The sequence below is a fragment of the Dolichospermum circinale AWQC131C genome (assembly GCF_000426905.1).
Lineage (GTDB): Bacteria > Cyanobacteriota > Cyanobacteriia > Cyanobacteriales > Nostocaceae > Dolichospermum > Dolichospermum circinale.
Window position 1 is genome coordinate 154,863 of record NZ_KE384601.1, and the last position, 22,219, is coordinate 177,081.

Here is a 22,219-nt window from a genome sequence, read left to right on the forward strand (position 1 = left end):
ACTTTGTCTAGAAAAGATGGTATATTAAAAACCTAGATAAACCACTCCTCTTACCCCAAAAGATTGCTTATAGTTTTCCTCAGTGTCCTCTGTGCCTCTGTGGTTCGCTATTAAATAGATAATTCAACAGTAGAAAAATAATATACATCAATACTTATCTAAAATCATCACCAAAAAAATACCAGGAAATTATTGAATAGCAAGGCATCTATGTATCAAAAAAATCAGCAACTTAAAAAAGTAATTAGGATACTGACGAAATTTCTGCGGGGTTTTTTCATCAAAAAAGCAACAAAACGAAGCTTAAACTGGTTGCTAAGAAATGTTTTCCGCACTCAGAAAAAACAGAAACTTACTAACGCAGGTTTTGTCTTACCAACAGTGCTAATGGTATCCCTGGTAGTGGTATTACTGACCACAGCTATTATGGTTCGTTCTTTTAACCGACGGGAAAATGCTAATAACGTCCGTGTCAATGAGTCGGTTATGACTGCTGCTACCCCAGCAATTGATAGAGGTAAAGCAAAAATTAGTAAATTATTGCAGGATAAAACTCTGCCAAAAACTACACCAACAGACGATGATCTGTATAATGCTCTTGTTAATAACATAGATAAATATACATTTGGTGATGAAACTAAACTAACACTATCTTTACAGGGACAACCATCACTAGAAACAGCTTGGAGGTTTCCTGTTGATACTGACAGCAACGGGAAATTTGATAGCTATACCCTCTACGGTATTTATTTTAAAACTCCACCCGTGGTAAATGGTCAGTATAGCAGAGCCAGAAATGCTTTAGAAGCCAGAAATGTACCAGTAGTCAAAGGGACATTAAATGCTAATTGTGGAAGTACCGATACCAGTTTAGTAGGTAATACTGGTTGGGTGAGACAAGATAATGAAATCAAGAAAGCCTTTTTTGTTTATACTGCTATAGCCAGAATTACTAATCCTCCCAACACTACTAACTATGAAGTATATAATGGTAAGATTGCTGGTAGTCTGGGTGGGGCTGTAGAGTATCAACAAGACAGAGTACAAACACCAACAAATAACAATGCTGTTGTTTATGACGATGATCTAGAATTAAATTCCGATACAAATTTGAATGGTGGGGTTTTTACAAATAGTAATTTACTGGCTGCTGGAACTGTTAACAACATTAGATTATATCAAGTTAGCAGTAGAGCGTCTTGTTTCTATAAACCTAAAAATGCCAAAATTATTGTTGGTGGTAATTTAGCACTGGGTAAGTTTACTGATGCAAGTGATACGGGTGGAGCAACTGTTGATTTATACAACGGTAAAACCTCTAATGTTACTACTGGTACTTTAACAAAATCAGTTACAAATAGTCCCAGAGATACAGCCTATAATAACCTAGCTTATGTACGGCGGATTAATAAATTAATTGATGCTCAAATTGCTGCTGATTCTACAGGCGCTAATGATCCAACAGAAGTTAAAAACGGACTTGCACTCAAACAAACAGCATTAGGAATAACTTTTGATGATACAGAGCGCCTTAAATACCGTCGTCAACAATTAGAAATTTACTTTAAAAGACGGACTCGTCGTGTACCTTATACAGAAGTTGCTTTTGGTGCTACAGAAATATATCCTAGCTCATTATTACAAGGATCTGCTGATACCCTGCGTCCCATTGATAGCTGGGTTTATCCTACAGACCCAACAGACGGTAAAACAGGTGTTAATTATACTAATCTATCACTCAACATTAGCGGAACATCCTTAGAACCCAAGGCCAGCGACCCAAAAGAATTGAAGAAAAATAGTGGAAAAGAAAAACTATTGGGTGATAGAGTCCTAGTTAGTAACAATTTACCCGAACTGAGGTGGGATAGCAGTAAAAATCAGTTTATTGGTTCATATATTGAGGATACCCAAGATATTAGTGGCATTAAATGGGATTTACCAAGTGGTACTACGCAAACTCGCACACGACCCTCTTTAGTACGGAATTTAGCAGATATTGGTTCTACAGAAAGAGATGGAGACTGGGAATTAGCAGCAGCCAAAGTACCAACAAGCACCACAGATCCGGTGGGTGGTTTACGAGTTGTTACGGGGGCAGGAGTTTATTTGAGTAAAGATGATACCCCTGGTAGTATTACTAGTACAGAGAAAGAAATATTGTCTGATATTGAGGGAATGTATCATGATACAAAACCTTATCTAAAAATGCGGGCTACAGCAGTTTATCACTACAAGTCTACTGGCTATAATGCCCAAACGCCTAAACCCATAGCTTGTGTGAGTAGTTATTATGATCCTACTGATAATAAGAGCTACAAAAATATGGACAGTTTACCAAATGCTTCTAATCTTGAAAAAGACAAAGATGGTAAATCTAATAGGGGTATAGTTTATCCTGCACCCACTAAAACAGTTAGTGATTATGCAACAGCTTTGACATATCTATCTCAGCTAAAGTATAATAATAGACCTTTGATAGATGATGGATTACTAGCTAGAGCATTAAACAAAGCAGCAGCAAATAGAACTATATCAGAGCAGTCTGCTATTGATGCTCAGATTTGCGCTCTACAAATTCTAGATGGTAGTCTTAGTCCTAATAATTCTGTTATTCCCCATGGTGCAATTTTTGAAACCTTCTTTTCTGACCAGAGAGAAAATAAAAAAGTTCGCGCTACAGTTTTAGACTTGAATCTACTACGGACAAAACCTATTGGTGGTTCAGAATATTTATTACCCAATAGCGGTATTATTTACGCGACTCGTGATGATGCTTTACCAGATATCAGTGCGGGTAATACCGACGCTGGAAAACTTGAAAGTCCTGTAGATTATTCAGACGACACCACACGCCGTCCCAGTGCAATTATACTCATTAATGGCGGGAAACTGGGGCGAACAAATAGCTACAAGGAAGAGGAAAAGGGGTTAACTTTAGCTACCAACTTACCAGCGTATATTAAAGGTGATTTTAATCTACACACTCAAGAGGAATTTACACAAACACTTGCAGATGATTGGGATAACTTCTACACTCGCACCACTTTTAATAATAACTTTGCCTGTCGTTCTGGTGACTCCAGATTTCCTAATTGTACCACAGGTGATGAATGGCGACCTGGGAATATTTTAGCTGATGCTGTTACTTTGCTTTCTGGAGACTTCGACTTCACAAAGGAATTGGGTTATACAATAGGTAGCCAACAAACAGCTAATAATAATACTACTTTTAATCTGATTATTGCTGCTGGTGACAATCCTGCTCAACCTACAGTGGATAATGGTGGTCTAAATAACTTGGTTCGCGTTATAGAGAATTGGACTAGTAGGAAAATTAAGCTAAATGGATCTTTTATGCAGGTAAAAAAGAGTGCCTATGCTACAGGGACAAATCCACCTCAGATACTTAATAATCCCCAGACAAGACAGTGGAGTTACGATGTAGGGTTGTTATTTCAGTCACCCGAATTATTTGCCAGTAAACTCGCAGTCACACCGGACGAACCACCGGATGAATATTTACGGGAAGTTAGCAGAGGTGATACATGGGTACAAACTTTGTTATGTGCTAGGGAGACTTCTAATACTAACTTTGCCATAGAAGATCCAAATCAACGTCCTGATATCTGTCAATAATAAAACCTACATAAGACTTACAAAGAGGTGATAAACTAATGATAAAAACCAAACTACAGCCAAAAATTTTATCTGCTAGTGATTCTGGTTTCACAATTATTGAGGTACTAGTAGGGGTAGTTTTCATTGCTATTCTCTTGGCTGCTATATCACCAGTCCTGGTCATGTCTACGGCTGTCCGGGTGCAGTCGAAAGGTATGGAAAAAGCCGTTCAAGCTGCTGAGACATTTATTAATGATGTCAGCAATAATTCAATTTCAGCGCCCACTAAAGTAATTACAGAAACTCCAAATACTCCTATAAATCTAGAAACAGAAATGCCGGTTCCTGAAAAAACCGATACAGATTTGTATTTCTTTAAGAAAGATAGCACCATCACGGCTTGTAATCCAATTTCAACTTGTCAACCATATAAAGATACCCCATTTGATGAATTTTACATTCAAGCGGCTCAAATAAAGCCCGCAGGTACTAAAACAAGTGATGGCTATCGTCTAGCGATGAGAATATATAGAGAAGACTTGGATTTTGATCAAACTATTCTACCGTCTAGTACAGGTGGTATTGTAGTTAATAAACAAGCGCCAATCTTAATCAAAACAGTTGAGATTAGCGGTAGTACAACTTTTGGCAGTTTATGTTCCCGCTTGGGTTGCGTTCAATAATCAACCTTGTCAATAAATTGGTTTATAGCTTGGGTTAATTCAATCAAATTCACCATTAATTTTCACATAAAAAGCGGGTAAAATCCCCACTGTGCAACAATTTAATCTAAATTAGAAACATCTGAAAATCTGCCTTGGGTGCATTTAAAAAAGGACAATACAATGATGATCAAGATACTTAAATTTATATTCAAAAATCAATTCAAAGCCTCAAAATCTCTTGATAAATCTGCTGGTTTTACTCTCGTTGAATTGTTAATAGCTTTAGCGATGTCATCTGTAATGATCACAGTATTACTACAGTTTATGATTACTATGATAACCACAGATAGTGATGAGGAAATTAAGATAAATTCTGAGCAAGAAATCCAAACAGCACTGGATTATATTTCTCGTGATTTACAACAAGCTATTTATATTTATGATGCTGCTGGTATTGACAAAATAAAAGATCAACTGCGTTACCCAAATGATGATACTAAAACTCCTATATTAGTTTTTTGGAAACGGAATTTTGTTAGTCAGGTAATTCCCACTACATTAGGAAAAGATGATGCTTTTGTACATTCATTAGTTGCTTATTATTTAATTAAAGATACTAACACAAATTGGTCACAATCTGCTCGTATCGCTAAATGGGAAGTTAAAGACGGTGTGGAAGTTACTACAGGAGGTGTAACTTGTTCAGGATATACTAAAAAGTATGTTAATGCTGATAACTGTCCTAATCCAGGTTTTAAGCCCTTTAATATAGCTCAATACAACACTGTAGAAGAGGCCATGAACAATTGGCAGAAATCTGGAACGGCTTACACTACTGATGCTAATGTGTTAATTGACTACGTAGATCAAACCACACCACCACTCGTTCCAACCATACCACCCACACCACCACCAGCCACCTGTCCAGCGGATACCATAACACCTCCAATTACATGGTCAACAATAAAGCCAAGTAATGATATGACAGGGTTTTATGCTTGTGTAGATAAAGCCAATACAACAGCAAAGGTATTTATTCGGGGTAATGCTCTAGCTCGTAGAGAAAGGGATCCAGATAAAATAAAATATAGAGATGATAAAAAAAGTTATTTTCCCACGGCTAGTGCGATAGTTCAAGGAGCAAAAAGTGGCTATTAATCATCAACTTAAAAAGTTAGTTTTCCAGTCATTGCCAGATGATCAGAATGCTGGTTTTACCTTGATAGAAATGATTATAGTGGTATCTATTATTGGTATTTTAGCAGCGATCGCCCTACCAAACTTGTCAGGTTTTACGAATATTCGTCGGTTAAATATTGCCCAAGGCGAAGTTAATCAAGCCATGCGTCAAGCCCAAAGTCAAGCAAAAAAAGAAAAAGTGAAATATCAAGCTAGTTTCCGTACACAGAATGATATTCTACAATGGGCTGTTCACAAGGAATCTGACCTAAATAATGCTGTGTGGAATGATTTAGATGACAGTGTGCAGTTAGATCCCAATTCAACATTAGAATTGGATAACGGTGTAAGACGAGTCCGGTTTAATGATGTTGGTGGTGTGATACCTCCAGTCGGGAAAATCACCCTATCTAGTAAATCCGGTGGCACAGCAAGGCGTTGTATTATTGTTTCCACTAGATTAGGCGCAATGCGAACCGCTAAGGATGACTCTTGCAATTAGTTGATGTGATTTTAGCGGGCAAGATGCCCGCACCACAACATCTAGCTATTAGGATGATCAAATTTACACAAATAAAACCTTAACTGCTATTTATACTGGGGTTTTCACTTGACGTGCCATGTCTAAAAAGCTATTCATATTTACTCCCGGACGACGACGAGGAGTATTTTGAGGAATGAGATACTTGGTGGCAAAGTTGGTTTCAGTTGGCACTGATATTTTAACGGGTTCAGCTTTTGCTGCTACTGGTGCTACTGGTGCTACTGCGGCAGGTGTTGATGCTACTGGTGCTACTGGTGCTACTACTTGAGTAACATTAGCTTCTTGAGTTTCTTCTTTTAGTTCCATGTAGTAGCTGTTTCCCTTATTACCGAATAATCCGGTGATAGAACCGATAAAGTCCATAAAAAATACTCCTGGTTGATGCTGTTAATTATTGCCAGTCATAAAAATTACTCTTTGTCACTTAGGAAACCGTGAGTTGATACTGATCAGTATTTTCAGGTTTTTGGTGTCAACAGTTGCAACTGGTAGATAAAACAAATTTAATTAATTATTAAATTGTAATATATGAATAACATTATAAGAAATTTTTTAACAAATCTTAATAATTTAGATTTATTGTCATGTCACATTTTCTATAATCTTGATGATAATACTGAGTTAAATCCTTGAAAATCATAAAAAATGAAAATTATCACTACAAAACAGCAAAATCCCGTTTTATTAGTCCATGGTATTAACGATACTGGGGCGGTTTTCGATAAAATGGCGTTGTATCTCAGACAAAGAGGTTTGTCCGTGTATACAATAGATTTGGTCCCGAATAATGGTGCTGAGGTTCTGGATAAATTAGCGCGACAGGTAGCTAATTATATAAATACTATTTTTGCACCAGAACAACCACTTGATTTAGTTGGTTTTAGTATGGGTGGTATTGTTAGTCGTTATTATATTCAACGTTTGGGAGGAATAGAAAGAGTACAGCGATTTATTAGTATTTCTTCACCTCATAAAGGAACAGTAATTGCTTATGGTTCATGGTTGCCAGGATGTGTACAAATGCGTCCTAATAGTCCTTTTTTAGCAGATTTAAATGCCGATGTTCAGATGTTAAGAAAAATAAATTTTACATCTATTTGGACACCTTATGATTTGATGATTGTACCTGCTAAAAGTTCCCAGATTGGGATAGGAAAAGAAGTAAATTTACCAGTATTATTACATCCTTTAATGCTAACAGATAATAGGAGTTTAGAAATAGTAGCAGAGACATTAACATCACCAGTAAATTTATAAATTTACCGTGAGTAAGATCCCCGAATTATTTGGATTATTTATTTAATTGTATGAACAAATTATGATTTCTTACCAGCGATAAAGTTCTTTAAATTCTATCACCAATTTTCTGAAATTCAGCACTAGTAAAAATCGCCTCTGGGTGTTGATAATACTTAAATTCCATTAAGTTATAAAAGGGATCTTCTAAAAAGAAAGTGCGATGTTCTAGAAAGGATTCAACAAAGCGGGTTTTCGGTTCTTCTCGAAATTTTAGATCTTTGTTTTTTGCCCTTATTAGTAATTGTTGCCAGTCTGTTTCTTGAGAAAAAACTAGTCCAAAATGTCGGGGATAAATTGCCTTTTGAGGTGTTAAAATATCCAGGGTAACGTGGGCTACTAATTGATGTCCATAAAGATTGAGAATTAAAGCGTGGGGGGTTTCACGTCCGGGTATGCAGCCTAAACCGTCAATATAATAGGCTTTGGTGTCGGGGATATTGGAGACGGGGAAAGCGAGGTGAAAAATAGGTTGGTTCATGGTGGGGGTGGGTGAGAGAATAATAGACTTTATCATACCTCTATTTATGAATATTGCAATAAAAGAGGATAAAATCATTTTATCACATTAAAAACCTGAAAATACCCATAATTGATCACAGATGTTATCTTTAATTGATTTGACAAATCCCTGGTTAATGGGATTAGCCTTAAATACGATTTTACTAGGAATAGTGGCCATTCTTCCCAAAAAATTGCTCACACCCGCAGGTATACTGAATGCTGGATTATTAGGAATTATCATTTGGGGAACACTAGGTTGGCCAGGATATCTAGTAGTAGTGTTTTATTTTATTGTTGGTTCTGGAGTAACGCGCATTGGTATAGCGGAAAAAGAAGCCGCAGGAATTGCAGAAAAACGTGGTGGTGCAAGAGGTCCAGAAAACGTTTGGGGTTCAGCATTAATAGCCGCTGTATGTGCTTTAGGAGTGTTGTTTTTACCTGATTTTAAATATTTACTATGTTTGGGTTATGTTGCTAGTTTTAGCACCAAACTATCGGATACAACTGCGAGTGAAGTTGGGAAAGCTTATGGTAAAAGTACATTTTTAATTACCACATTGCAACCAGTTCCGAGAGGGACAGAAGGGGCGGTAAGTTTAGAAGGAACTGTAGCTGGTATGATAGCATCAATAGCGATCGCTCTGATTGGTTGGGGAGTGAATTTAATTAATCCTATTGGTATGATTTGGAGTGTATTAGCTGCATTTATCGCTACAAATTTAGAAAGTGTCATTGGTGCAACTTTACAATCTAAATATACTTGGCTAACTAATGAAGTTGTTAACATTTTTAATACCTTTATTGGTGCTATTTCGGCAATGATAATGGCATTAATTTACCAAAGTATCTTTGTTTAATTATTCACTAAAATCAAAATATTTGTAGGTTGGGTTGACGCGAGTAAACCCAACATGATTATTGTATTTTTGTCATCGTGCTTACAGATTTTCAAATACCTATCAGTTAAAATCCTTGAGATATTCCCGACTGATTAAGTATATATTTAATTTATCAAATCTTCATGATTGCTAAATATTATTCTCTACTGTTTTCTCTATTATTTAATGTAAAGTCTTAGAGATGTTTTAGTTTTATTTTCAGAATTACTTCATGGAATCTGCAACTTTTCTAACTGTAAATAACCAAGAAATCGCCCTAGCTGAAGTAGTAAAGTACCTACAAATATCCGGTAGACTAGGAAATTTTATTAATGATGTACTGCGTCAGCACATAATTGAACAAGAAATTAATACCAGGACAGATATTGAGATTAGTTCGGGATTAATTGAACAGACAATTATTGATTTTCGCCTCAAAAATCAACTAACTGATCCACAAAAATTTCAAGAATGGTTAATAAATAATGGTACAGATTATACAACATTTCATACATCTATCACCTTTAGCTTTCAATTAGAACAACTCAAAGCATTGGTGACAGAATCGAAATTACCAGAATACTTTATTGAAAGAAAAATATACTTAGATAGAGTGGTACTTTCACGAATTTTAGTTGATAGTCGAGAATTAGCAGAAGAACTGCAAACTCAAATTGAAGAAGGTGCTAGTTTTGAACAATTAGCAAAAGAGTATTCATTAGCAGATGAAAGAGTATTTAATGGCATGATGGGACCAATTAGTCGGGGAACTATACCGGATATTTTACGTGCGGCTGTAGATGCAACTGTCCCCGGAAAATTGATAAATCCCATAGAAATAGAAGGGCGTTTTGCTTTATTTAGATTAGAACAAATTCTCCCAGCATCCTTAGAAGATCCTCAATTAAAACAATCACTACAAAATGAATTATTTGAAAAATGGCTAGGGGAGAAAATTCAAAATCTCACAGTCAAAATTCAAGTTAATTAAAAACTCTAAATTAGCAATCTTCACGAATAAATGTGTTAAACAATTTACCCTGGAATCAACCACCGCTATCTTGGCTAAATGCGGAAGAACAAAGCGAATTAAAACAGCAAGCAGAAATTCGTAATTACAAACTTGGTGAGAAAATTTGGTCACCAGAACTAGGAGGTGAACAGTTTTTAATTATCACTGGTAAAGTACGTTTACGAGAAGAAGGAGAAAATAAAACTGTAGCCACTTTACAAACAGGAAATTGGTTTGGTGACTGTCAGGAATTATTTACTAATTGTAAAGCTGTAGCTGCTAGTAAGGAAGTAGTAGTAGTCTGTTGGAATTTAGAGGTGTGGAAAAAGTTTTTAAATCCTCAAGTTGATGAATTTTGGAACAATTCAACAAATCAAGAGGAGAAAAAAATCCTTTTACCAGTTACTAACCCTCGCATTTCTGCACCTGCTTTCACACCTCCCCAACCAATAATTTCCCATTATCCCTTTGTGGGAAGTGGGAATACTGGTGCTGCCTGTTTAACAATGGTAGCGCAACATTTACAAAATCCTGTGCAGTTGGAATGGGTACAACGTCAATTGCGGGGACAAAAGCCACAAAATCTAGTAGAAGCAGCAGAAAAATTAGGGTTAGTATTGCGGAAATTGCAGGTTAATTGGAGTGAATTACGCCAATTATCTTTTCCGGCTTTATTGTTGTGGAATCAAGAGAATCAGGAAAGTACAAATGATAAAAATGACCAATTAAATAGCCGATTAAATTGGGTTGTAGCATATCAAATGAAAGGTAATTATTTAATTATTGCTAATCCCCAAAATCCTGATTATATTTGTGAACAATTACCTCAATCTGTAGTAGAAAATTATTGGGATGGTACATTATGGCAAGTTGAATTAATTTCCCAACAAGAGAAATTTAATTTAGGTTGGTTTACCCCCGCAGTCTGGAAATATCGGGGATTATTAGGTGAGGTTTTATTAGCTTCATTTACCTTACAATTATTAGGTTTAGCTTCACCATTAATTACCCAAGTTATCATTGATAAAGTCATGGTACAGGAGAGTTTAGCCACCTTAGATGTGATGGCGATCGCTCTGTTGTTAGTGGCGACATTTGAATGTATTCTAGGTATTCTGCGGCTATTCATATTCACCCATACTGCACGGCGGTTAGATTTAAGTTTATCAGCCCAACTTTTTCGCCATTTAATGCGTTTACCATTGGCTTATTTTGAGTCGCGGAGAGTGGGAGATACAGTTGCTAGAGTTCAGGAATTAGAACAAATTCGTCAATTTCTCACAGGTACAGCTTTAACAGTAATTCTGGACAGTATCTTTGCCATAGTTTACCTGGGATTAATGTTTTATTATAACATTCCTCTCACATTTGTAGCCCTAGCGGTATTACCTTTATTTGCGACTTTAACGATTATTGCCACACCAATTTTGCGAAATTGGTTAAATGAAACCTTTAATCGCAGTGCGGACAGTCAATCATTTTTAGTAGAGACAATTACCGGCATTCATTCAGTTAAAGCCCATGCGGCTGAACCAATAGCTAGAGAAAGGTGGGAAGGCTTATTTGCCCGCTTTATTCGCACCAGTTTTAAAGCTTCCACCACATCCAATATTAGTAGTAATATCGGTGACTTTCTGACTAAGTTCTCCACCTTAATCATCCTATGGTTTGGGGCGAAATTAGTCATTGATCATCAACTTACCATTGGGCAATTAATCGCCTTTCAAATGTTATCGGGAAGAGTGACCAGCCCCTTATTAAGGCTAGTACAACTGTGGCAAAATCTCCAACAGGTGCTATTATCAGTAGATAGAATTGGTGATATTCTGAATGCCGCCCCAGAAACAGAAGCAGGAACAGGTTTAGTATTACCATCCCTGAAAGGAGAAATTAATTTTGAACAGGTATTTTTTCGTTATTCTGCTAACACCGAACCAGTATTAAAAGGAATTTCTTTTCATGTTAAACCAGGGCAATTTATAGGTATTGTTGGTCGTAGTGGTTCAGGGAAAAGTACCCTTTCTAAACTTTTGCAAAGACTATATCAAATTGAATCAGGGCGCATATTAATTGATGGATTTGATATTAAAAGTGCTGACCTAGCATCTTTAAGACAACAAATTGGGGTAGTTCTCCAAGAAGACTTTTTATTTAACGGTTCAATCTTAGAAAACATCACCTTAGGAAATGCAGATATTAGTGCCGAAAAAGTTATAGAAGCCGCGAGATTAGCAGTAGCCCATGACTTCATTAGTCAATTACCCTATGGTTACGAAAACAAGGTTGGTGAACGAGGTACAGCATTATCAGGAGGACAAAGACAAAGGATTGCATTAGCAAGATTATTTCTCACTTCTGCACCTCTTCTGATATTAGATGAAGCCACCAGTGCCTTAGACAGTGAAACCGAACAACAAGTTTTAAAAAACCTGAAAAACGTCTCTTCCAACCGCACAGTTTTTTTAATTGCCCACCGTTTTGCCCCCCTCAAACGTGCAGATTTAATATTAGTCATGGAAAAAGGAATTATTGCCGAACAGGGAACACATTTAGAGTTATTAAAACAAAAAGGTTTGTACTGGTCCCTATATCAAAAACAACAGACCAATATTTAAACCAGAAGCCAATTTCTCTCTGCGACTCTGCGTGAAAAAATTTAATTTAATAAGTCTAGACCCAAAGCGACAGCACCCCATAAAGGTGCATCATCACCCAACAATGCCCGGACAATTTCAAAATTCACCTCTGGTAATGCGGTTTCTCTGGCTACTTTTCGCACCGCAGCCCAAAAATTATCACCAGCTTTAGTCACACCACCACCTAAAACAAAGCGTTGGGGATTCATAAGATTGGCTACATTACCAATACCTACTCCCAAAGCCCACGCCCCCCTATATAATACCTCTTGGGCGATTTCATCTCCGTAGGATGCGGCAGCACTGACGACTTTTCCCGTGAGTAAATCCAGATTATTACCCGTCAAATACCTAAGTATTTCTCCCCTGGCTTTACCCTCAGCGCTGGGTAGTTCTTTTTCCAGCATTTCTCGCGCATTTTGTGCCATGTAAGGGCCAGAGGCCAACCGTTCTACACATCCTCGTTTGCCACATAAGCATAATGGACCTCTAGGATCTACTACTATATGACCAATTTCCCCTGCCATGCCTAATGCACCTCGCCAGAGTTTGCCATTAATTATCCAGCCTCCGCCAACACCCGTACTAATGGTAATATAAAATAAGCTATCATACCCTTGTCCAGACCCAAAGCGATATTCACCAATAGCTGCAACATTAGCATCATTATCTATACTTACAGGTACATTATAATCTTCCTCAAATAGTTGTTTGAGAGGAACATTTTCCCACCCCGGAACATGATGAGATAGTCTCACTAAACCTGTGGTTGCGTCCACTGGACCACCAAAGCTGATACCAATAGCATCTGGTTTATTTCCTTTTAACACAGATTTGATGAGCGATCGCATAATTTCTAAATCACTTAAAGCATCAGCATTTGCAGGAGAAAACCGTGATTCATGATACAACCACTCTCTAGTACCAGCCTTAACTGTCGCTGCTGCTAATTTTGTACCGCCAAAGTCCAAAGATAAGATTAATGTCATATAATTAAACAATAGGGAGTCTAGGAAACAACTATCAACCATTCACCATGATTACTTAATTATAATTTTTTTGTAGTGCATTAGGAAACCATCTTCACAGCCCGGATCTAAAATATTTCTGGTATTTTTGGATTAATTATCCTTGTAACATATATATAACCTAATTTATTACATTTATAAATGTAATCATAGTGATGCTAAATTTTTGTTAACTTATGTATATTTGAGATTGTAGTCAGGACTTTAGTCCTCAGACCTGGTTTTTTTAAAAAATTATTGAGAATATTTTGCAATATAGATAAATTCAGCTATAATTTGAAATATAACTTAAAAGTTAGTGAATGTATGCTATTGGGTATACAGACAAAAGATAGGATTTTTTATTTAGATAATTGAGGAAAAACATCATTTAGGAGTCAACACAAAAGATTAAAAATGCTAGTCAAAACAGATATAAAGTATAAAAAATATTATATAGATTCCCCTACTAAAATGTAAAAAATCTATATTTAAGATGATTACATTTTTGATCACAGAATTTATTTAGCCGGAAAAACTTGAAAAAATGAGAATATGATCAAGTGTCCACCTGAATTTCTGCTAACAATTGTCCATAAAATCCATCCTTGAGTAAGTGTAAATGAATAAATTTTTTTGTGCTGATAATTCACGACAACTACAAGAAGATATCATTGGTACTGCTACCAACTACCAGACCTATATTTTAGTAGAATGTCCTACACCCTGGACCTATGAAGCCTTCAATTCCAAATGGGTTCCCGACAACTTACGGATTTTAGTAGAAGAAGTCAAAGGTGCTAAAATGCCAATTTGCTTTCTGCTAATTGCTAATGATCAATCCCATAGAGTTAAAGAGACAACTTTATTAATTTATCAGCAGCAAAAGGGATTAATCAAAGGATACAGTAAGCAAGAATTTAAACTACCGAATATTGAAAAAGCAGCGGGAGTTATTAGTAAATATTTAGCAGGTTTTAATCCTGATTATGAAATAGAATCTCATTTCAACAGGGATATATTAATATGTACCCATGGTAGCCATGATCAATGTTGTGCGAGATATGGTAATCCTTTTTATTTTTATGCTCAAAATACAATTTCTGATTTACAATTAAATCAGGTAAGAATTTGGAAATCGAGCCATTTTGGTGGTCATAGATTTGCTCCCACAGCCATAGATTTTCCCGAAGGAAGATATTATGGGATTCTTGATCAAAATAGCTTTCAATCAATTCTTAACCATAGTGGGGATATAGAATGCTTCAATAAAATTTATCGTGGTTGGGGCATATTGCCTAATCCTTTGCAAATTTTAGAAAAAGAACTTATCCTGCGTTTAGGATGGGATTGGTTTAATTATAAAGTAACAGGTAAGATACTAGAAAAGAGTTTAGATAATCAGACAATTTTGGGTGAGTTAAGTTTTGAAAAACCCTCTGGGACACTCTACACTTACCAAGCCAAACTTGTAAAAGATAATTTAAAAACACAAACTCTGAAAGTTTCTTGTCATGCTGCACAAGAAGTAGTATGTATGAAATATGCTGTATCTAATCTTTGGTTGGTAGCTGAAAAAGTGGCAACTTATAGTTAAGAGATTATTGTCACCAGATCCAGATCCCTGACTTCTTGAAGAAATCGGGGATCTATTTTAAATTAAGGAATATCTAGCAATTGTCTCAACAGCATTTGATCATCTAATTTAGCTTTTAAACGACCTTTTTCCACATCACGAATCCAGCTTTGGCTTTTTTCCATTAACTTAGCTAATTCCCTTTGGGAAAGGTTCATTCTTTTGCGTCCTTCTATCACTTGTTCCCCTAGTAAATTACCTGTTTGTTGATGATTGTTTTTAGCTTTAGTAGTGCGACGTTGTTTCTTATCTGATTCTGAATGCTTTTCCCAATCTGGAGGCAGTTCAAAAGCTAAAATTCGCGCATTCAGAAGCAGATTCCATTTACCACGAGGTCCGCTATCTGTGAGACGATTTTCACCACTACCGTCATTAATCCAAAATTCTAAAGCTTGATCAGGATCTTCAGGAATATCAACTAATTTAGCCCACAAAGGTTGAATTTCTGGGGGATAGGTGACAGGATCAAATAATGGTTTAATTCCATAATGATTGAGAACTTCTAAATCATTTTCATAGGCTTTAAGTAAGCGTTTTCGCTCTTCCCTATGTTTAGAAGCTTGAGTCAGTTTTTCTTCACCATAAGCAACGCGCAGTAAGGTAGGAATAGTGATGCGTTGTTCCCTACCCATTTTAGTTTTAAATAATAACCAAAGCATGAGTCTAACAGCGCCTTCATGTTGTTGCCACAAACTCATAACCGTGGTTAATAAGGTTTTAGGAAGGCTGCCATATTGATAAAATGCAGTGCGTTCTTTACATCCTTGTCTGTTGCAAAAATGTTGCGTCCAAATTCCAGCTTTGATTGTAAATGTTAGACCAATCAAATATTTACACCCTTGATCATCTTCTTGAAAATGGTGTTGAGTATCTATCAAATTCCAGAGATAACTATCTTTAATAGCAAAACTGGGAACTCTACCTTGTTGCGGCCAGTCAATAGAAACCATGAGAGAACAAGTTTGATAAACGATATTCTTGATTAAACCGAGTTTGGTACTTTTGCTCAGATCCTTACGTTTTTCTAAGCCCAAATACTGTTCAATTTGTCGTTCATCAATGGTAAATTCTTCTTGCCAAGGTTGATCTAAGGCTGTGATTTTAGCCGCAAAAATCAGATGAATACAAGCAGCACGAATATCTAAATAATCAATTGCTTGTAAATTATTATTAGTGCGGTTATTAACTGGAAATAGGTTTTGAATTTGAAAAGAAATCTTCCCTTTTCCTTGATTAACTGAGCGGCTGTAATGCCAATTACCTTTTTCATTTTTTTCCCATGGTAAAGATGTCCGTTGTGCTAATAGATTACAAGCTTCCCAGATAACTATTGCTGAAGCAAAGGGGTTATTCTTACCATTAGAAAATAAATCGGAACTGGTAGCATCTCGTGGTTCAATTTTGCATCTTCCCTTTTTTGCCCGTATAGGTATAGGGGCATTAGTTGGGCAAGCAATTACGCATTGTGGTTGTGAATAGTGACCATCACAATTATTACAAAGGACAGGATCAACCCAATATTCATCATCTTCGATTTTGATTGCACCCGTAGGACATAGGGGTCGGCAGTTGTCACATCCCACGCAATTGTTATTAGGAATTATATGCGGCATAGGAGGTCTTCCTACTTTAATCGTTGAGATGTTTGGCTCAAGTCTCCCCTTACAGAAATTTTTAGATAAATGAACTACATTTAGATTTGGTTTCGCGCCATCACTCTTAGTGATCTCGAAGAGTAGACGCTAAGAAGCAAAGGCGCGAAGGAGGAAGGAGATTAAATACATAAGAACTGCTATAATGTGTCCTTTTGATTCATAATTTGTTACCCAATTACCTCTATAACGAGAAGATATTTCTATCCTCTGATTAATTACTTATAGGCTTGATGAAGCCAGATTTTGTAGCTATTGATATTTGACAAGGTTAGGCTTTATTACTTCTTCATTAACTATAAATTTCATAAAGATTTGAATAAGATTGTTCAGTATGAGCTTGGCGGAATTTCTTAATATTTACCTAGATATTTATTGTGATAATGTTTATGCTGGGCTATATGAATTAGTCTAAATGTTTTTCATGAACATCTTGAGGAGTTAGGCACAAAATGGTTCAAAAATGAAGTAAATTATTTGTTTAACTTTGTATTTATAAATACCATGAAGATGATATTTTGATCGAACTAAAAAATATTCGCAAATGGCTAGTCAATTAAGTTAATAATTAGTTGAAATAATTGATAATAATTGCTATTAATTAAGGTATTTTTTGGCTAATTGACTCAGGTTTATTGAGAAAATAAATTTAAACACAATCTTGGAAAACTTTGGTTAATAAGCCTTTTATCTAACAAGACAGTGAAAATTTATCAATAAGTGTTATTATTTAATAATAATAAGTAACTAAAAATAAATAATATTGTTTAGCAAGTCATCAAAATTTGACAAAAAAGTTAATTTTTGTGATTGAAAAAATTAAATATTAGGCTAGTATGAAGATTAAAGGATTAACTAACATCTAGCTAAAATTGCTGAGGTTCGATTCATGGCTACATTCACAGGATTGACTTTTGGAGGTACTGCTTGGACTCCTAAATTTGCTCAAGAAATTGACAAAGATAAATGTATTGGTTGTGGCAGATGTATGAAAGTTTGTGGTCATAAAGTTTTGGGCTTAATGGCTTTGAATGAAGAAGGTGAATTTGTAGAAGATGAAGATGATGAGGAAATTGAACGCAAAGTAATGGTTGTTATTAAGCCAGAAAACTGTATTGGTTGTGAAGCTTGTTCTCGGATTTGTCCCAAGAATTGTTACAGTCATACCACTTTAGACCAGTAACATTTTGGGTAATTTTTAAACAGTTGATTTTTGTCATTCTCAGCAAGGTAACTAGAGGGTAATCTCGATATTTACAGAATTTATTTGAAAAGTTCAAGGTAAACAGAAACGTAGATCTTCAATTGTTATTATCTAACAAATCATACTTGCTAGTATTTTTTCTACTTATATTTGGCTTATGAAAATATTAATTCTCAGATCCTCGATTTTTTCAAGAAGTCGGGGATTTTGTGGTTATCAATATGAAAAAATATGGAAGTTTAGCCATTTTTTGCTAGTTACAAGTTAGAACAGTAATAGTGAAAAATAAAAAGATGATTCTCTCTGTAAAAGAGAATTATTGATCTATAGAAACAAAGTCTATCTTCACTGACTATTGTTTTATTACTGTTTACAAAGCAGGTAGCATTTATGCAAAAAGTTCCTGTTTCGCTGTGGACACTGTTAGCTGGGATGATCATAGCCCCTATCAGTATTTGGATTGGTCAAAATCATCATTTATTACCGGAAGCAGCATCGCAACAAGCGCCTTTGGTAGATGGTTTTTTCAATATCATGTTGACAATTGCAGTTGCCCTTTTTTTAGTAGTTGAAGGGACAATTCTGCTGTTTCTAGTTATCTACAGACGACGAAAAGGAGATAATTCCGATGGTGTAACTGTAGAAGGTAACTTGAGTTTAGAGATTTTTTGGACAGCAATTCCTACAGTAATTGTGATCTTTTTAGGCATTTACAGTGTTGATATTTATAACCAAATGGGTGGTTTTGGTGTGGGTAGTCATCCTCACCATGGGTCAACAACTGCTATGAATGTTAGTCATACAACTAATATTGGTATTGGTGAAAATCCTCAAACCAAAAATAAACCTGCTGATTTAGTTGTAGATGTCAAAGGAATCCAATTTGCGTGGTTATTTAATTATCCTGTAAGTGGTGTTTCTGCTGGAGAATTGCACGTTCCCGTGGGTACTGATGTCCAATTAAATTTATCCGCAGATGATGTCATTCACTCTTTTTGGGTTCCCCAATTTCGTCTCAAACAAGATGCTATTCCTGGTGTTCCTACTCAACTGCGATTTACAGCTACAAAAACTGGTACTTATCCAGTAGTTTGTGCAGAATTATGTGGTGGTTATCATGGTTCAATGCGGACACAGGTAATTGTCCATGAACGAGAAGATTTTGATGCTTGGATGAGTGAAAATCAAATTGCTGAACATCAAGAGATAAATCAGGCTGTGGCTGTGAATTTAGAGAATTTATCCCCATCAGAATTTCTAGCCCCCTACACTCAGAATTTAGATGTAACTCCCGCAAATCTTGAGTCATTAGCCCATCAATTTTAGATTTTGGATTTGAGATTGATTCTTGTCTAAAATTTTGGATATTGAATCATCAAAATCGAAGTTTAAAATCTAAAGTTCAGTCGTTAGTAATTATTAGCTAATAACTGAAACCTGACAAAAGACAACCAACAAAAATATGACACAAGTAGATTTTCCAGTTAATCCTCCACCCAATGAAAATCAAGCACCAACGCTGCTAAATACTCATAGTTCTCATCCCACAGCGTGGAAAGTTAGAGATTATTTCACATTTAATACCGATCACAAAGTGATTGGTATTCAATACTTGGTGACAGCCTTTGTATTCTATCTAATTGGTGGGTTAATGGCGATCGCAATTCGTACGGAATTAGCCACACCAGACTCGGATTTTATTGATCCAAATCTCTACAATGCCTTTATGACAAATCATGGAACAATCATGATTTTCCTATGGATTGTACCCAGCGCCATTGGTGGATTTGGTAACTATCTAGTTCCCTTAATGATGGGTGCTAGAGATATGGCTTTTCCTAAATTAAATGCGATCGCTTTTTGGTTAAATCCCGTCGCTGGATTATTACTATTACTAAGTTTTTTCTTTGGTGGTTCTCAATCTGGTTGGACTGCTTACCCACCATTAAGTTTAGTTACCGCCAACAACGCCCAAAGTTTATGGATTTTGTCCATTGTTTTAGTCGGAACTTCTTCAATTTTAGGTTCTATTAACTTTGTCATCACCATTTTGATGATGAAAGTTCCCAGCATGAAATGGGATCAAGTTCCCCTATTTTGTTGGGCAATTCTAGCAACTTCCATCCTCGCACTTTTATCTACTCCAGTATTAGCAGCGGGTTTAATCTTGCTGTTATTTGATATTAACTTCGGGACATCTTTTTTCAAACCAGACGCAGGTGGTAATGTGGTTATTTACCAACATTTATTCTGGTTTTATTCCCACCCGGCGGTTTATTTAATGATTCTGCCGATTTTCGGAATTATGTCCGAAATTATTCCCACCCACGCCCGAAAACCGATTTTTGGTTATAAAGCCATTGCCTTTTCCACCGTTGCTATTTGCGTCGTTGGTTTATTCGTTTGGGTACACCATATGTTTACCAGTGGTACACCTGGATGGATGCGGATGTTCTTCACCATTTCCACACTCATAGTAGCAGTCCCCACTGGTGTAAAAATATTCGGTTGGGTAGCGACCCTCTGGGGCGGAAAAATCCGCTTTACCAGCGCCATGTTATTTGCTATCGGTTTACTTTCCATGTTCGTCATGGGCGGTTTAAGCGGTGTCACCATGGGAACAGCCCCCTTTGATGTTCACGTTCACGATACTTATTACGTAGTTGGTCATTTTCACTACGTTTTATTTGGTGGTTCAGTCTTTGGGATTTACGCAGGTATCTATCACTGGTTCCCCAAAATCACCGGTAGAATGATGAACGAAACCTGGGGACGAATTCATTTTCTACTGACATTCGTCGGTACAAACCTGACATTTCTACCCATGCACAAACTGGGTTTACAAGGAATGCCCCGCCGAGTTGCCATGTATGACCCCCAATTTGCCAGCTTAAACCAGCTTTGCACCATTGGCGCAATCCTTTTAGGTATTTCCGTCATTCCCTTCGCTTTAAACGCCATTTACAGTTGGCAAAAAGGCGAAATTGCTGGTGATAATCCCTGGGAAAGTTTAACTTTAGAATGGACAACCAGTTCCCCACCCATGATTGAAAACTGGGAAGTTTTACCAGTTGTTACCCATGGACCCTATGACTACGGACATCACCAGGAAGAATCATCGGTAACAGAAGCTATCAGTTAAAACCCAGAGGTATGCAGAGGTCTTTCGCGCCTTTGCACCTTTGCGTAAGACGAGAAAAAATTTACCAGGAAAATAATATGACTGCAATTACACCCAGTGAACATCACAGCGACGGAGAACATCCAGATTTACGAGTGTGGGGTTTAATCACATTTCTCGCTTCTGAATCTTTGATGTTTGGCGGATTTTTCGCCACCTATTTGTTTTTTAAAGGGACGACAGCAGTTTGGCCACCTGAAGGCACAGAAGTAGAATTATTTATCCCTGCCATTAACACTATCATCCTCGTTTCTAGCAGTTTTGTCATTCATTTTGGTGATATGGCAATTAAAAGAAATAGTGTAGGTTGGATGCGGTTTTGGTATTTTATCACGGCCATTATGGGTGCTGTATTCCTAGCAGGTCAAGTTTATGAATACATGAATTTAGGTTATGGATTCACTACCAATGTTTTCTCAAATTGCTTTTATTTAATGACAGGTTTTCATGGCTTGCACGTCTTTGTAGGACTGTTATTAATTTTAGGTGTCCTATGGCGTTCTTTCCGTCGTGATCATTATTCTGCTACTAAACATACTGGCATAGAAATGGCGGAAATTTACTGGCACTTCGTTGATATTATTTGGATTATTCTCTTTACTTTGGTCTATCTTCTCAATATTTTGTAAAAATGGATTGTGAGTAATTCCCAATTACGAATTACTCATATTCTTAATTCCCCAATCAAATGAGATTAATTACCTATTATGGAAACTGATAAAAATAGATTTTCATGGTTTGATGTTGCAGATGATATCAAAGAATTATTGATATTAGCCGCAGCCACCTGGGAAAATACAGAAGAATCTACAAAATATATGCAGCAAGCTTTGGCTAAAACAGCAGATAATACAGATATTTTAGTCGCAGCTTATAGATATTTTTACTACAAAAATAATTATAGTTTAGCACTGACAACAGCAGAGAAAATAACCGCTAAAATCAAAGCAGTAGAAAATCTATCTGATAATTGGGAAGAACTTAAACCTATCTTAATCCAACGTCAGGAAGAACCCCAAATCAGATTGTATTTGAATGCTTATGCTGCTTCTGGTTTGGTATTAGCTAAACTAGGAAAAATAGAGGAAGCGAAGGAAATTAGTAGGAGAATTAAAGGTATTGATGACAAAAATGATTTTGGTGCTGGTATTCTGCTCGATATTTTAACTCGTCCACCGGAAACAGATGATTAAACTTTCATAAA

At 36.3% G+C, this 22,219-nt stretch carries 18 protein-coding genes; 14 read left to right on the top strand and 4 right to left on the bottom strand.

Features of this window, described 5'->3' with window-relative positions:
* The first annotated feature begins 210 nt into the window (after positions 1-210).
* The 4 genes from hpsA to ACIR131C_RS0107510 all read left to right on the top strand — a co-directional run bounded on the left by hpsA (position 211) and on the right by ACIR131C_RS0107510 (position 5,967).
* Positions 211-3,639 carry a hormogonium polysaccharide biosynthesis protein HpsA gene (hpsA, locus tag ACIR131C_RS0107495; protein WP_028089698.1) on the top strand — a complete coding sequence of 1,143 codons (3,429 nt, stop codon included), beginning with the start codon at positions 211-213 and terminating at the stop codon, positions 3,637-3,639.
* Between the two features lie 38 nt (positions 3,640-3,677).
* Positions 3,678-4,304, top strand: a complete 627-nt coding sequence (locus ACIR131C_RS0107500; protein WP_028089699.1) for a prepilin-type N-terminal cleavage/methylation domain-containing protein — start codon at positions 3,678-3,680, stop codon at positions 4,302-4,304.
* A gap of 162 nt (positions 4,305-4,466) precedes the next feature.
* A complete protein-coding gene (gene hpsC / locus ACIR131C_RS0107505) occupies positions 4,467-5,444 on the top strand; it encodes a hormogonium polysaccharide secretion pseudopilin HpsC (RefSeq protein WP_334310846.1) in 978 nt (325 codons plus the stop codon).
* Entirely contained in the window at positions 5,434-5,967 is a 534-nt protein-coding gene (locus ACIR131C_RS0107510) for a pilus assembly FimT family protein (protein ID WP_334310847.1), read from the top strand. The genes hpsC and ACIR131C_RS0107510 overlap by 11 nt, the downstream gene beginning before the upstream one ends.
* Positions 5,968-6,057: 90 nt before the next feature.
* Here ACIR131C_RS0107510 and ACIR131C_RS0107515 read toward each other — a convergent pair whose 3' ends face one another.
* Positions 6,058-6,372: a hypothetical protein gene (locus ACIR131C_RS0107515; RefSeq protein WP_028089702.1), complete on the bottom strand. Its 315-nt coding sequence runs from the start codon at positions 6,370-6,372 to the stop codon at positions 6,058-6,060.
* Between the two features lie 282 nt (positions 6,373-6,654).
* Between ACIR131C_RS0107515 and ACIR131C_RS0107520 the strand changes: the two genes are divergently transcribed.
* A complete protein-coding gene (locus ACIR131C_RS0107520; protein ID WP_417033479.1) occupies positions 6,655-7,266 on the top strand; it encodes an esterase/lipase family protein in 612 nt (203 codons plus the stop codon).
* Positions 7,267-7,354: 88 nt separating this feature from the next.
* Here ACIR131C_RS0107520 and ACIR131C_RS0107525 read toward each other — a convergent pair whose 3' ends face one another.
* Positions 7,355-7,786 (bottom strand): VOC family protein, encoded by a 432-nt coding sequence (locus tag ACIR131C_RS0107525; RefSeq protein ID WP_028089704.1) that lies wholly within the window; start codon positions 7,784-7,786, stop codon positions 7,355-7,357.
* 121 nt (positions 7,787-7,907) lie between these two features.
* Here ACIR131C_RS0107525 and ACIR131C_RS0107530 point away from each other — a divergent pair, with 121 nt between their 5' ends.
* From ACIR131C_RS0107530 to ACIR131C_RS0107540, 3 genes are all read left to right on the top strand, one after another.
* The gene (locus ACIR131C_RS0107530; protein WP_028089705.1) at positions 7,908-8,666 is read left to right on the top strand and encodes a TIGR00297 family protein; all 759 of its coding nucleotides are present in this window, start codon (positions 7,908-7,910) and stop codon (positions 8,664-8,666) included.
* Positions 8,667-8,919: 253 nt separating this feature from the next.
* The gene (locus ACIR131C_RS0107535) at positions 8,920-9,678 is read left to right on the top strand and encodes a peptidylprolyl isomerase (RefSeq protein ID WP_028089706.1); all 759 of its coding nucleotides are present in this window, start codon (positions 8,920-8,922) and stop codon (positions 9,676-9,678) included.
* 32 nt (positions 9,679-9,710) lie between these two features.
* Entirely contained in the window at positions 9,711-12,314 is a 2,604-nt protein-coding gene (locus ACIR131C_RS0107540) for a type I secretion system permease/ATPase (RefSeq protein ID WP_028089707.1), read from the top strand.
* A gap of 41 nt (positions 12,315-12,355) precedes the next feature.
* Here the strand turns inward: ACIR131C_RS0107540 and ACIR131C_RS0107545 are convergent, their stop codons facing one another.
* Positions 12,356-13,324 carry an ROK family protein gene (locus tag ACIR131C_RS0107545; RefSeq protein ID WP_028089708.1) on the bottom strand — a complete coding sequence of 323 codons (969 nt, stop codon included), beginning with the start codon at positions 13,322-13,324 and terminating at the stop codon, positions 12,356-12,358.
* Between the two features lie 640 nt (positions 13,325-13,964).
* Between ACIR131C_RS0107545 and ACIR131C_RS0107550 the strand changes: the two genes are divergently transcribed.
* The gene (locus tag ACIR131C_RS0107550; RefSeq protein ID WP_028089709.1) at positions 13,965-14,939 is read left to right on the top strand and encodes a sucrase ferredoxin; all 975 of its coding nucleotides are present in this window, start codon (positions 13,965-13,967) and stop codon (positions 14,937-14,939) included.
* Between the two features lie 62 nt (positions 14,940-15,001).
* Here ACIR131C_RS0107550 and ACIR131C_RS0107555 read toward each other — a convergent pair whose 3' ends face one another.
* Positions 15,002-16,591 (bottom strand): helix-turn-helix domain-containing protein, encoded by a 1,590-nt coding sequence (locus ACIR131C_RS0107555; protein WP_028089710.1) that lies wholly within the window; start codon positions 16,589-16,591, stop codon positions 15,002-15,004.
* A gap of 928 nt (positions 16,592-17,519) precedes the next feature.
* Here ACIR131C_RS0107555 and fdxB point away from each other — a divergent pair.
* The 5 genes from fdxB (at position 17,520) to ACIR131C_RS0107580 (ending at position 22,208) form a co-directional block, all read left to right on the top strand.
* Positions 17,520-17,813, top strand: a complete 294-nt coding sequence (fdxB, locus tag ACIR131C_RS0107560; RefSeq protein ID WP_028089711.1) for a ferredoxin III, nif-specific — start codon at positions 17,520-17,522, stop codon at positions 17,811-17,813.
* A 411-nt stretch (positions 17,814-18,224) separates the two neighbouring features.
* Complete coding sequence (locus tag ACIR131C_RS0107565) at positions 18,225-19,160, top strand: cytochrome c oxidase subunit II (protein ID WP_028089712.1); 936 nt, start codon at positions 18,225-18,227, stop codon at positions 19,158-19,160.
* A gap of 136 nt (positions 19,161-19,296) precedes the next feature.
* Complete coding sequence (ctaD, locus tag ACIR131C_RS0107570) at positions 19,297-20,976, top strand: cytochrome c oxidase subunit I (protein ID WP_028089713.1); 1,680 nt, start codon at positions 19,297-19,299, stop codon at positions 20,974-20,976.
* Positions 20,977-21,053: 77 nt separating this feature from the next.
* Positions 21,054-21,644, top strand: a complete 591-nt coding sequence (locus ACIR131C_RS0107575; protein WP_028089714.1) for a cytochrome c oxidase subunit 3 — start codon at positions 21,054-21,056, stop codon at positions 21,642-21,644.
* 78 nt (positions 21,645-21,722) lie between these two features.
* Complete coding sequence (locus ACIR131C_RS0107580; protein ID WP_028089715.1) at positions 21,723-22,208, top strand: hypothetical protein; 486 nt, start codon at positions 21,723-21,725, stop codon at positions 22,206-22,208.
* Positions 22,209-22,219 lie beyond the last annotated feature (11 nt).